This is a genomic window from Selenomonas sp. oral taxon 126 (genome assembly GCF_001683335.1).
GTDB lineage: Bacteria > Bacillota > Negativicutes > Selenomonadales > Selenomonadaceae > Centipeda.
Genome location: NZ_CP016201.1, coordinates 1,336,512 through 1,348,429, shown reverse-complemented (window position 1 = coordinate 1,348,429; position 11,918 = coordinate 1,336,512). Strand labels below are relative to the sequence as shown.

Here is an 11,918-nt window from a genome sequence, read left to right as displayed (position 1 = left end):
AGTTCCTTTTACTATTTATTCTTCTTCTTTTTTTCCTTCTTATCCTTCTTCGCGGGCTTTTCAGGGGCATTGTCGGCAGGTTCTGCGAGCTTTTCCTTCTTTGCCTCCAACGCTGCACGGTCTGCGTCGCTAAGTATACCGCGCGATCGTTTGATCATTTCCTCCTGATGCGCAGTTGCGTAGCTGATGATCGCATCGAAGAATTTCTTCTCCACGTCCTTGTCAGAGAGGTCGGCGAGTGCGATCTCCTTCGCGTTCTCCTGGCGTGAGAGCGTGCCCCACATGCTGTCCAGATCCTCATGCACGGTGACGTGTACAACGCCCGCACTGAGGTCGATCATCAGGTACTCCGCCGCACCCGCGAGATCACTGTAGCCGTCGAGCGGCAGCATGCGCCAGCGCCGCTTGGACACAACGTCCTGTATCTGGATGTCGTCGTAGATCCGGAGCGTCGGCACGACGATCTTCGTGAGGTCGATGTAGCCGTGCGCATCCGTCGCATAGTGGATCTGTTCCTTGTTGAAATAATAGCCCTGGCGCGCCGTGGACTGTACCCATTCATAGATATGCTTCGGGATCTCCTCAGCGGCAGAGGTCGGGCGCGCGCCCATCAGCAGGACGCCGCAGAGAAGGAGCGCCGCCCCCCATTTTTTTTGCACCTATCATCGCTCCCATCAAATAAAAGTTATCAGTTCCTCTCTATGCTAGACCAAAAAAATGAATTTTTACTGAACATGGACGAAGCTCAAAGATCAGGCTCAAAGTCCGGAGTGGTACTCCCAGTCGTCCGCATTGTCGAGGCTGTCCAGCACGTACGGCGTGCCTTGGTAGACGTAGTAGTTCAGCCAGTTCGCAAAGAGGAGGTGGGCGACGCTGCGCCAGCGCACAACGGGCGCGCGGTTCGGGTCGTCCTCGGGGTAGTAGTTGCACGGAATGTCGGGGTCGAGTCCCGCCGCGAGATCGCGGTCGTACTCTGCCTTGAGCGTCATGGGGTCGTACTCCGCGTGTCCCGTGATGAAGAACTGGCGGCGGCGCAGATTCGCAATGATGTAGACGCCTGCATCGCCCTCGGAGAGGATGGTCAGCTCGGGTACACGCTCAATATCGGCGCGCTGTGTCTCCGTATGCCGCGAGTGCGGCACATAGAACACGTCGTCAAAGCCACGCAGAAGCGGCTCATGCTGTACAGAGAGGCGATGCTCGAAGACACCGAAAATCTTCTTCTCCGTCCAGTACTTCGGGATGCCGTAGTGATAATAGAGCCCCGCCTGTGCCCCCCAGCAGATATGAAAGGTGGAGTAGGCATGTTTGCGGCTCCACTGCATGATCTCGGCAACCTCGTCCCAGTACGCGACGCGCTCGAACGGCAGCTGCTCCACGGGCGCGCCCGTGATGATGAAGCCGTCATATTTTTTGTGCCGCACCTCGGCGAATGTACCGTAGAACTCCGTGAGGTAGTCGCGCGAGGTATGCGTCGGAATATAGGACTCGGTGTAGATGAAGTCCACCTCCACCTGCAGGGGCGTGTTGCCGAGGAGACGCAGGAGCTGCGTCTCGGTCACGTCCTTGATAGGCATGAGGTTCAGAATGAGGATGCGTAGCGGACGGATGTCCTGACCGTACGCGCGCGCCGCATTCATGACGAAGACGTTCTCCCCCTCAAGGACGTTCGTCGCGGGCAGATTATTTGGTATCTTGATCGGCATTGTTCCCCGTTCCCTTTCCTATGAAGGCGCGGCGCCACTCCGCATACGCAAAGTCACTGAATCCGATAGCGGTTGACCCATGTGCTGTAGCCGTCTGCAAAGGCGCGCAGGCGGATGAGCCCGCGTTCCTCGGGTGCCTCACGCGTAATCATGCGATAGGCGCCCTCATAGCCGTCATCGAGCGGCTGCCATCCACCTGCAGGCGACCAGTATTGCCCCGTGATGATGCGCTCCGTTCCCTGTGGGAGGTTCACCGCGCGCTTGTCGAATTTGATCTCGACCGCCTTGCCCTGTGCATCGCGCACCTCCGTCCACGCCCAGAAGACGATGTTGTCTCCGACGCGGCGCATGGTCGTCGTATCTGCCGTGACCTGCGTCTTTACCCCTGTGGGGCTTTCGTCTGACCAAAGCACGATCCAACGGTCATCCGCACGCAGTCGTGCCATCTCGCCCTGATGGTAGACCGTGTCGATAATCGCGGCGTAGAACTCCTCGTCGAACTGCTGGGAGTTCATTTCCTTCTCCTTGCCCTCGCCCTTCGACCAGAGGACATTGCCAGCTGCATCGTAGAACGTCTCGCTGATGTACTGCACGAGGCGGCTCTGCGGGACGACGCGCACCTGTGCGACAGCGTAGGAAAGCTGCGCGGGGTTGGGGATGACGTGACCAATCTTGTAGTTGCGGATCGTCTCCTCCGCCCCCTCGTAGCTGAACGAGGTCTTGATCTGAGCCGTGATCTCCGTCGCCACGGGAGCGGTCTGTCCCGGCGGCGTGACACGCTGCGTGACGTGCACGGAAGCGGGCGCGTAGAATTTGGAATACTTCTCGCCCGAGCTCAGCCACGTCCATGTGACCTTCTCTGCCGCAAGGGCAACGGGGCACAGCACGAGCAGGAAAAACAGTGATACGAATATGCCTGCTCCATATCTCATCATTGCACTCATCTCATGCTCTCCTCTCAGGTCTCAGACCAATGCGACACGTTCCCGTGCGCGGCCGCCCGTGAATCGTATCTGTTCTGTAAAGGCAAAGGAGCGTGCGTACTGCACCGCCTCCTCGTTGTAGCGTGCACAGTCCTCGGGCTTATGCGCGTCCGAGGTTGTGATGATCGGCAGCTCGTATTCCCGCGCCATGCGCATAAAGTCCGGATACGGCGAGAACTCCTCCACGGGGTAGCGGTAGTACGTCCCCGTGTTGAGGTCGACGATCATATCCGCCGCCTTCATCGCCTGCGCGACGCGTTCCAGATACGGAGTCACGTCGAAATCGGGGAAATGTCGGTAGAGACGGATGTTGAACGGATGTCCGAGGGCATCGTAGAGTCTCGACGCCGCGAGTTTTTCCACTTCCTCGGTATACCATTCGTAGATATCCGTGAGCGGATGATTGTCCCACTCCGCTTTGATCGCCCCCGTATCGTACGCCCAGCCGCGCAAAAAGTGCACGGAGCCAATCACATAGTCAAACGGATAGGCGCGGAGGATCTCTCCGACCGCCTCCTGATTTTGAAAGTTGCAGACTTCGATCCCCGCAAGCACCTTGTGCTTTTTCCGCAGCTTCTCGATGAACGCAAAGTATTCGTCGAGCGTATACTTGAATTTGTTCGATTTCAGCCATTTGCGCTGAAAGCTGCCCACAAACGAATCGTCGAGGATGAGGTCATCGTAGTAGAGCTGCTCGAACTCCGGGAAGGTATGCGAGTGCTCGGAGAAGCCAATCTCATGGACGCCGCGCTCCTCCGCCGCGCGAAAGAATCCCTCGGCGTAGTCCTCGTCATAGGAACCGTATTCCAGATGCATATGATAGTCAAAACGCATGGCACACCTCAGTCAAATTCGCCTGCGAGGATGCGCTCACAGACCGTCATGACGCCATTCTCGCGATTGCTCGGAGCCCGATGATGCGCGCGCTCCTTCACTGCGGGGATGGCGTTCTCCATCGCGAAGCTGTGCGTCACGGCATCCATCAGCTCGAGATCGTTCCCGTAGTCACCGAAGGCAGCACACTCATCGGGCGTGAGTCCCAGACGCTCCTGTATCTGCCGTGCAGCGACGCCCTTGCTCACACCCTGACTGTAGACATCCACCCACTCCGCGCTCGAAAGCGTGACCTGCAGGTGATCCAAAAACGCCTGCATGACGGGCAGGATGCTCGTCTCGGCGCGCCCCGACGGGTCGCAGAATGCCATCTTGATCGGCACATCGTCCACAGCGGCAAAGTCCTCCACCACCATCGACTTCGAAACGTATTTCGCAAGTTCCGTGCGAAAGTCGGGCGTATTGTCCCCCTCGTGCAGGTAGCCATAGCGCTTTCCGCAGAAGACGGCGTGCACACCCGCGATTCCCTCACCCGCCTCCATGACGCGCAGCGCAAGCGTGCGGTCGACGGGCGTTGAAAAGAGCTCCTGCCCCCGCTCCATCACGAGCGTGCCGTTCTCCGCAACGAAGATCAGCTCGTCCTGCCACGGTGCAAAGGTCTCCACGAGCGAGGCATACTGCCGTCCCGAGGCGGGTGCGAAACGGGTGCCGCGCTCCTTCAGACGCGCGTACATCACGCCGAATGCGCGGGGCAGATTGCCGTCCTCGTCGAGCAGCGTCCCATCCATATCCGAAAAGATCAGCCGTATCATTCCGTCACCTTGCTTTCCAGTGCCGCTGTATACAATGCTATCATTATAACAAAGAACGATTTTCGGCGCAATTAAAAGAAATCATCAGCGTGTCGAGACAAAAGAAAAAGGAGTCCCGAACGGGACTCCCCACGTAATATCGCGGTGGATTAGCCGAGGATGACCATGGACTCGCGCACCTTGACCGACTGGCCTGCGGAGACGTTGACCGCCTTGACCGTGCCGTCGGCAGGCGCAGCGATCTCGTTCTGCATCTTCATCGCCTCGAGGATGAGGAGCGTGTCGCCGGCCTTGACTGCCTGGCCGACCGCAACCTTGACCTCGATGATCTTGCCGGGCATCGGAGCGTCGACGGACTGCTCGCCGGCGCCCGCCGTTGCAGCAGGAGCTGCCGGTGCTGCGGGAGCTGCCGGTGCAGGAGCCGCAGCAGGTGCAGGAGCCGGAGCCGCAGCGCGCGGTGCAGCAGCGCCGGCTGCGCGTACCTCCTCGACCTCAACCTCGTAAGCAGTGCCGTTGACAGTGATGTTGAACTTCTTCATGTGTTATTCCTCCAACATTTATATTCCCTAATGACAGGATTCCTGCAAGTGCAGGGATTCCTCAAATATTGCTGCGGTTGGCAAGCGTCCAGACCTCTGCGGGCTTGATGCGCACAGCGACGACCTTGCTGCCCATTGCCGACTGAACGGCGGCGGTGATGGCGGCGACGATCTCCGGCGCCACGGTATTTGTAGCCATATTTTGCCTCCTGCTTTAGAGAGGAATGTTCCCGTGCTTCTTCGCGGGATTGTCCTCACGCTTGCTCGAGAGTGCGTTGAGCGCCGTGATGATGTACGGGCGCGTCTCGCTCGGCGTGATAACCATGTCGATGTAGCCGCGCTCTGCCGCCTTGTACGGGGTTGCGAACTCCTCGATGTACTCTGCCGTGCGCGCATCCTTGTCCGGATCCTTGCGGAAGATGATGTTGGCAGCACCCGCAGGTCCCATGACAGCGATCTCGGACGTCGGCCATGCCATGACCTGATCTGCACCGAGCTCGCGGTTGCACATTGCGATGTAGGAGCCGCCGTACGCCTTGCGCGTGATGACCGTGACCTTCGGCACAGTCGCCTCGCTGTATGCATAGAGCATCTTTGCGCCGTGGCGGATGATGCCGCTGTACTCCTGATCGACGCCCGGCAGGAAGCCCGGCACGTCGACGAGGTTGACGAGCGGAATGTTGAACGCATCGCAGAAGCGGATGAAGCGCGCCGACTTGTTGGACGCATCGACATCGAGGCAGCCTGCCATGACGTTCGGCTCGTTCGCGATGATGCCGACCGTGCGGCCGTCAAAACGTGCGAAGCAGCAGATGATATTCGTCGCGAAATGCTGGTGCACCTCGTAGAACTCGCCGTTGTCGACGAGGCTGCGGATGACATCCTTCATGTCGTACGGTGCATTCGGGTTGTCGGGGATGAGCGTGTTGAGGCTCTCGTCCTGACGGTTCGGGTCGTCGCCCGTCTCGACGTGCGGAACCTCCTCCATGTTGTTGCTCGGGAGGAAGGAGAGCAGATAGCGGATCTGGTCGATGCAGTCCTCATCGTTCTCCGCCGCGAAGTGTGCAACGCCGGAACGGCTGTTGTGCGTCATCGCACCACCGAGTGCCTCCGCCGTGACCTCCTCCGCCGTAACGGACTTGATAACCGCAGGGCCTGTGATGAACATCTGGCTCGTGTTCTTCACCATGAAGATGAAGTCCGTGAGCGCAGGGCTGTAGACCGCACCGCCCGCGCAAGGTCCCATGATGACGGAGATCTGCGGAATGACACCCGAGGACTTCGTGTTGCGGTAGAAGATGCCGCCGTAGCCCGATAGTGCGTCAACCGCCTCCTGGATGCGCGCGCCGCCCGAATCGTTGATGCCGATGCAGGGTGCGCCCATCTTCATCGCGAGATCCATGACCTTCCAGATCTTGTGTGCGTGCTTCTCGCCGAGCGAGCCGCCCTCGACCGTGAAGTCCTGCGCGAATGCGTAGACGAGACGGCCGTTCACCGTGCCGTAGCCCGTCACAACGCCCTCGCCGGGCAGCTCCTTCTTATCCTGCCCGAAGTTCGTGCAGCGATGGCGAACGAACATATCCAGCTCGACGAAGCTGTCCTCATCGAAGAGCAGGTTCAGGCGCTCACGCGCGGTGAGCTTGCCCTTGCTGTGCTGCTTCTCGATGCTCTTTGCGCCGCCGCCCTGCATGAGATGCTCTTTCTTCTCCAGCATGAGCTCAATTTTTTCCTGGACTGTGGACATCATATCCCTCCTGTATATTTACCCTCAGGGCGCCGGAATGAAGCGCCCTGTGGTTTTGTTGAAAGAAGAGGACTCTTAGCGATCCTCGTGCTCACAGATCTCGAGGAGAACGCCCTTCGTCGATTTCGGATGGAGGAACGCAATCTTCGCACCGCCCGCACCAATGCGCGGCTTCTCGTCGATCATCTTGACGCCCTTCGCCATGAGGTCGGCGATTGCGTTCTCGATGTTGTCAACACGCAGAGCGATGTGCTGGATGCCCTCGCCCTTCTTCTCAATGTATTTCGTGATCGGGCTGTCGTCCGCCGTGCCGATCAGCAGCTCAATCTCGCTGCCGTTCGGCGTCGGATGGAACGTCGTCGTGACCTTCTGCTCCGCGACGGTCTCCTGATTCGTGCAGGGGATTCCGATGATATCCGACCAGAAATTCTTCCCCTCTTCGAGATCTTTCACGGCAACGCCGATGTGATCCACTGCCAGAACCTTGAACATAGGTACTTCCTCCTTGGGGAATCGCCGCGCGGCAGATTCCCACGTTACGATAACATTTCGGCCATGACATCGCCCACTACGGTGTAGGGGTCGGTCTCATGCGCCTTGATCTGCGCCACATAGTCGTCGAGCCTGCCCGTATCGACAATGCGGTGCTCGATGTGACGGCGGACGCCTGCGTGCAGGATATCCATCATCTCATCGCACGTGCGGCGTGTGCGCCGCTCTGTGAGGACGCCATTGCCTTCAATGTGGGCACGGTGTTCCTCGATGGTGTCAACCAGCTCCGCGATCCCTTCGCCGCGATTTGCGACGACCTTGCGGATCGGCGGCCGCCAGTCCGACATATGATCGTCCAGATCCAGCATCATATTGATCTCACGGACGAGCTTATCCGCGCCGTCAAGATCGGACTTGTTGATGGCGAACACGTCGCCGATCTCCAAGATGCCCGCCTTGATTGCCTGGATGTCATCGCCCATGCCCGGAATCAGTACAACCATGGTAGTGTCCGCCGCCCGCACGATATCCACCTCGGACTGCCCGACGCCGACGGTCTCGACAAAGATGATGTCCTTGCCGAACGCATCCATGACCTTTACTGCGTCCGCAGTCTTGTGCGAGAGGCCGCCGAGGCTGCCACGCGTTCCCATGCTGCGGATAAAGACGCCCTCGTCGAGGGTCAGGTCATTCATGCGGATGCGATCGCCGAGGATCGCACCGCCGGAAAAAGGGCTTGTGGGGTCGACGGCGATGATGCCGACGGTTTTCCCGCGCTTGCGGTATTCCTTGGCAATCTTGTCCGTCATGGTGCTTTTGCCCGCACCCGGAGGGCCGGTAATGCCGAGAACATAGGCATGTCCCGTATGCGGATAGAGCGCTTTCATGATGTCGGTTGCATTCGCCCGCTCGTTCTCGATCGCCGTGATGGCGCGCGAGAGCGCGAGGCGGTTGCCCTTCAGCACTTCGGCTGCAATATCCATGCGCCCACCTCCTTCGCGCAGTCGCTCCACAGGAAACAAACGAATGGACGACAGACGGAAGTCCCTCTGCCTGTCATCCATCCTTTCAAAACGGCGTTTTACGCCACATGTTCCTTGATGAAGTCAACTACTTCGCCGGTCGGTGTGCCGGGGGTAAATACTGCGGCAACGCCCGCATCCTTGAGTGCGGGAATGTCGCCCTCGGGGATGACGCCGCCGCCGATGACGAGCACGTCGTCCATGCCCTTCTCACGCAGGAGATTCACAACCTTCGGGAAGAGATGCGGATGCGCACCCGAGAGAATGCTCATCGCAACGACGTTCACGTCCTCCTGCAGAGCCGCCTCGGCGATCTCCTCGGGGGTCTGACGCAGACCCGTGTAGACAACCTCGAAGCCTGCGTCGCGCAGTGCGCGGGCAACAACCTTCGCGCCGCGATCATGACCATCCAGACCCGGCTTTGCAACGAGCACTCTGATTTTCTCTGCCATTTTGATATTCCTCCTGAACGGAGCTGCCGCAGTTCGCCCTGCGGCACGCCCCCATTGCATTCACCTATTTGTTTGCAGCATCCGATTCTTACAGGTTGACGTGTGCCTCGTACTCGCCGAAGACCTCGCGCATGACGCCGCAGATCTCTCCGAGCGTTGCATAGGTCTTGACCGCCGCGAGGATGTGCGGCATGAGGTTTTCGTTCTCATCGCCGCACGCCGCCTTGAGGTCTGCGAGCGCAGCCTGCACTGCTGCATTGTCGCGCTTCGCCTTCATCGCCTCGACCTTTGCCTTCTGCTTCTCGCCGACAGATGCGTCGACGCGGAGCAGGTTCTTCGGCGCCTCTTCCTCCACCTGGAACTTGTTGACACCGACGATGACGCGGGCACCGGACTCGACGTCCATCTGCCACTTGTAGGCGCTGTCCTGAATCTCCTTCTGGATGTAGCCCTTCTCGATCGCCGCAACAGCGCCGCCGAGATCGTCAATCTTCTTGATGTACTCCCAAGCCTCTGCCTCGATGCGGTTCGTCATCGCCTCGACGTAGTAGGAGCCTGCGAGCGGGTCAATCACATCGGCAAGTCCGCTCTCGTACGCAACGATCTGCTGCGTGCGGAGTGCGACCATGACCGAGTCCTCGGTCGGAAGCGCGAGCGCCTCGTCGCGGGAGTTCGTGTGGAGCGACTGCGTGCCGCCCATAACCGCTGCTGCGGTCTGGAGTGCAACGCGGACGATGTTGTTGTTCGGCTGCTGTGCGGTCAGCATGGAGCCTGCTGTCTGCGTGTGGACGCGGAGCATCATGGACTTCGGCTTCTCCGCCTTGAAGCGGTCCTTCATGACCTTTGCCCAGATGCGGCGGGACGCACGGAACTTCGCAACCTCTTCGAGCACGTTGTTGTGTGCGTTCCAGAAGAAGGAGAGGCGTCCCGCGAAGTCGTCGACGCTCAGACCTGCCTTGATGGCAGCCTCGACGTAGGCAATGCCGTCCGCAATGGTGAATGCAATCTCCTGCGATGCCGTGGAACCGGCCTCGCGGATGTGGTAGCCCGAGATGGAAATGGTATTCCAGTTCGGGACGTTCTTGGAGCAATATTCAAAGATGTTCGTGATGAGGCGCATGGACGGACGCGGCGGGAAGATGTACGTGCCGCGTGCCGCATATTCCTTCAGGATGTCGTTCTGGATCGTGCCCTTGAGCTTGTCCGCCGAGACGCCCTGCTTCTCCGCCACTGCGATATACATCGCGAGGAGGACGGAGGCCGGAGCGTTGATCGTCATGGACGTGGAGACCTTGCCGAGGTCGATCTGATCGAAGAGGATCTCCATGTCGGCGAGGGAGTCGATCGCAACGCCGACCTTGCCGACCTCGCCCTCAGCGATGGCATCCGTGGAGTCGTAGCCAATCTGCGTCGGGAGGTCAAACGCACAGGAAAGTCCCGTTGCGCCGCTCTCGATGAGGTAACGGTAACGCTTGTTGGACTCCTCCGCCGTGGAGAAACCTGCGTACATACGCATCGTCCAGAAGCGCCCGCGGTACATGGTCGGCTGAACGCCACGGGTATAGGGGTAGACACCGGGGAAGCCGATGTCCTCTGCATAGTCCGTGTCCGCGATGTCGAGCGGGGTGTAGAGCCCCTGCTCAGGGATGTGGGGACGCGCCGGGAACTTCGCCGTTGCCTTTTCGACGGTAGCATTGTACTTGTCAAGCCCCGCCTGGATCTTTTCATTGCTCATGAAAGTATTCTCCTTTACCTTTTCATTTCTCTTTTGGGTTCTTTGACCCTAAAAGGCTTTACGCCTTTTTTATCTGTGTTATTTCTGCATCGACCCCGTTGCGAGGAAGCGCTGATGGAAGGAAAGCGCCTCGTCGAGCAGGTGCGGCGTCTGTGCGCCCTTGGTCGCTGCAAGTGCACGCTCGTAGTAGTCGAGCAGGATCGGACGGAAGTCCGGATGCGCGCAGTTGTTGATGATCTCGAGCGCGCGCTCACGCGGGGATTTGCCGCGCAGATCTGCAACGCCCTGCTCCGTGATGACGATGTCGACATCATGCGCACCGTGGTCGATGTGCGAGCAGAACGGAACGATGGACGAGATCTTGCCGCCCTTTGCCTCGGACTGCGTGTAGAAGATCGTGAGGTAGGCGTTGCGCGCGAAGTCGCCGCTACCGCCGATGCCGTTCATCATCTTCGTGCCCGTGACATGGGTAGAGTTGACGTTGCCGTAGATGTCGACCTCGATCGCCGTGTTCATCGCGATGACGCCAAGACGGCGGACAACCTCGGGGTTATTCGAGATCTCCTGCGGACGGAGCATCATGATCTTCTTGTACTTATCGATGTCCTTGTAGAAGCGCTGGAGTCCATCAGGCGAGGGCGAGAACGCCGTGCCCGACGCAAACTTCAGCTTGCCCGCATCGGCAAGGTCGAACATGCCGTCCTGAATGACCTCGGTGTAGACCTCGAGATCCGTGAAGTCGGAGTTCACAAAGCCCGCGATAACCGCGTTTGCAACATTGCCGACGCCCGACTGCAGGGGGAGGAGCCCCTTCGGCATACGCCCCTCGGCGATCTCCTTCTTGAGGAGTTCGACCGTGAACGCGCCCATCTTGCGCGCCGCATCATCGAGCGGCGCGAGCGGACGTGTCTTGTCCGTGATGTCGCAGGGGACGACGTACTTGATCTTCTCCAGCGGGCAGGGCATGAAAGTCGTACCGATGCGGTCGCCCGCCTTCGTGATGGGAATCGGCAGACGGTTCGGCGGATCGAGGGGGATGTAGATGTCGTGCATGCCGACCAGCTCCATCGGCTGGCTCGTGTTCACCTCGACGATGACCACGTCCGCACTCTGGATGAACGACGGCGTATTGCCAACCGAGGTAGAGGGGATGATGCCCTCCTCAGTGATGGCAACCGCCTCAACGAGTGCGACGTCGATCTTGCCGAGGAAGCCCTCGCGCGACTGCTGCGCCACCTCGGAGAGGTGCATGTCGATGTAGTTGACGAGGCCGGAGTTGATCGCGTTGCGCAGCGGCGTGTTCGTCTGATAGGGCAGACGCTGCAGGATGCCGCCCGCCTCGGCGAGCGCACCGTCGAGCTCGGGTCCCGTCGAAGCACCCGTCCAGATGTTCACCTTGAACGGATTCTTCTTCATGCGCTCGGCGATGGCAAGCGTGACCGCCTTCGGATAGCCGGACGGCGTAAAACCGCTCGCACCGATGGTCATGCCGTCGGCAAAGTACTCTGCCGCCGTCTCCGCGCTCACAACTTTGTCCGCAAGGGACTTGGGTATGCGATCGGAAATATCGATCATAGAAAAACCTCCCTCTGATACGCC

General features: G+C 59.4%; 13 protein-coding genes. All 13 read right to left on the bottom strand.

The annotated features are described in order from the left end of the window. Positions 1-11: 11 nt before the first annotated feature. On the bottom strand, positions 12-659 hold the full coding sequence (locus AXF19_RS05995; RefSeq protein ID WP_066846386.1) for a hypothetical protein: 648 nt from the start codon (positions 657-659) through the stop codon (positions 12-14). A 99-nt stretch (positions 660-758) separates the two neighbouring features. Next, positions 759-1,706 (bottom strand): homoserine O-acetyltransferase MetA, encoded by a 948-nt coding sequence (gene metA / locus AXF19_RS05990; RefSeq protein ID WP_066846383.1) that lies wholly within the window; start codon positions 1,704-1,706, stop codon positions 759-761. 53 nt (positions 1,707-1,759) lie between these two features. Beyond that, complete coding sequence (locus tag AXF19_RS05985) at positions 1,760-2,650, bottom strand: hypothetical protein (RefSeq protein WP_066846381.1); 891 nt, start codon at positions 2,648-2,650, stop codon at positions 1,760-1,762. Between the two features lie 21 nt (positions 2,651-2,671). Continuing rightward, entirely contained in the window at positions 2,672-3,523 is an 852-nt protein-coding gene (locus AXF19_RS05980) for a histidinol-phosphatase (protein WP_066846378.1), read from the bottom strand. An 8-nt stretch (positions 3,524-3,531) separates the two neighbouring features. Further along, a complete protein-coding gene (locus tag AXF19_RS05975; RefSeq protein ID WP_066846375.1) occupies positions 3,532-4,335 on the bottom strand; it encodes a Cof-type HAD-IIB family hydrolase in 804 nt (267 codons plus the stop codon). A 149-nt stretch (positions 4,336-4,484) separates the two neighbouring features. After that, positions 4,485-4,874, bottom strand: a complete 390-nt coding sequence (locus AXF19_RS05970) for a biotin/lipoyl-containing protein (RefSeq protein WP_066846372.1) — start codon at positions 4,872-4,874, stop codon at positions 4,485-4,487. Positions 4,875-4,935: 61 nt separating this feature from the next. Beyond that, positions 4,936-5,073, bottom strand: coding sequence for a hypothetical protein (locus tag AXF19_RS14570; RefSeq protein ID WP_172837364.1), 138 nt, complete (start codon positions 5,071-5,073; stop codon positions 4,936-4,938). Positions 5,074-5,088: 15 nt separating this feature from the next. After that, positions 5,089-6,618, bottom strand: coding sequence for a methylmalonyl-CoA decarboxylase subunit alpha (gene mmdA, locus AXF19_RS05965; protein WP_066846369.1), 1,530 nt, complete (start codon positions 6,616-6,618; stop codon positions 5,089-5,091). Positions 6,619-6,693: 75 nt separating this feature from the next. Next, a complete protein-coding gene (mce, locus tag AXF19_RS05960; RefSeq protein WP_009441354.1) occupies positions 6,694-7,110 on the bottom strand; it encodes a methylmalonyl-CoA epimerase in 417 nt (138 codons plus the stop codon). A 44-nt stretch (positions 7,111-7,154) separates the two neighbouring features. Next, entirely contained in the window at positions 7,155-8,093 is a 939-nt protein-coding gene (meaB, locus tag AXF19_RS05955; protein WP_066846366.1) for a methylmalonyl Co-A mutase-associated GTPase MeaB, read from the bottom strand. Positions 8,094-8,191: 98 nt separating this feature from the next. After that, positions 8,192-8,584 (bottom strand): cobalamin B12-binding domain-containing protein, encoded by a 393-nt coding sequence (locus tag AXF19_RS05950; protein ID WP_006304862.1) that lies wholly within the window; start codon positions 8,582-8,584, stop codon positions 8,192-8,194. 88 nt (positions 8,585-8,672) lie between these two features. Continuing rightward, positions 8,673-10,319 carry an acyl-CoA mutase large subunit family protein gene (locus AXF19_RS05945; RefSeq protein ID WP_066846363.1) on the bottom strand — a complete coding sequence of 549 codons (1,647 nt, stop codon included), beginning with the start codon at positions 10,317-10,319 and terminating at the stop codon, positions 8,673-8,675. 78 nt (positions 10,320-10,397) lie between these two features. Beyond that, a complete protein-coding gene (locus AXF19_RS05940; protein WP_066846360.1) occupies positions 10,398-11,894 on the bottom strand; it encodes an acetyl-CoA hydrolase/transferase family protein in 1,497 nt (498 codons plus the stop codon). Positions 11,895-11,918 lie beyond the last annotated feature (24 nt).

Bases quoted from the DNA above. Each gene is read 5' to 3' on its own strand.
- metA (WP_066846383.1), bottom strand. From the start codon at position 1,706: ATGCCGATCAAGATACCAAATAATCTGCCCGCGACGAACGTCCTTGAG.
- AXF19_RS05985 (WP_066846381.1), bottom strand. From the start codon at position 2,650: ATGAGTGCAATGATGAGATATGGAGCAGGCATATTCGTATCACTGTTT.
- AXF19_RS05980 (WP_066846378.1), bottom strand. From the start codon at position 3,523: ATGCGTTTTGACTATCATATGCATCTGGAATACGGTTCCTATGACGAG.
- AXF19_RS05975 (WP_066846375.1), bottom strand. From the start codon at position 4,335: ATGATACGGCTGATCTTTTCGGATATGGATGGGACGCTGCTCGACGAG.
- AXF19_RS05970 (WP_066846372.1), bottom strand. From the start codon at position 4,874: ATGAAGAAGTTCAACATCACTGTCAACGGCACTGCTTACGAGGTTGAG.
- AXF19_RS14570 (WP_172837364.1), bottom strand. From the start codon at position 5,073: ATGGCTACAAATACCGTGGCGCCGGAGATCGTCGCCGCCATCACCGCC.
- mmdA (WP_066846369.1), bottom strand. From the start codon at position 6,618: ATGTCCACAGTCCAGGAAAAAATTGAGCTCATGCTGGAGAAGAAAGAG.
- mce (WP_009441354.1), bottom strand. From the start codon at position 7,110: ATGTTCAAGGTTCTGGCAGTGGATCACATCGGCGTTGCCGTGAAAGAT.
- meaB (WP_066846366.1), bottom strand. From the start codon at position 8,093: ATGGATATTGCAGCCGAAGTGCTGAAGGGCAACCGCCTCGCGCTCTCG.
- AXF19_RS05950 (WP_006304862.1), bottom strand. From the start codon at position 8,584: ATGGCAGAGAAAATCAGAGTGCTCGTTGCAAAGCCGGGTCTGGATGGT.
- AXF19_RS05945 (WP_066846363.1), bottom strand. From the start codon at position 10,319: ATGAGCAATGAAAAGATCCAGGCGGGGCTTGACAAGTACAATGCTACC.
- AXF19_RS05940 (WP_066846360.1), bottom strand. From the start codon at position 11,894: ATGATCGATATTTCCGATCGCATACCCAAGTCCCTTGCGGACAAAGTT.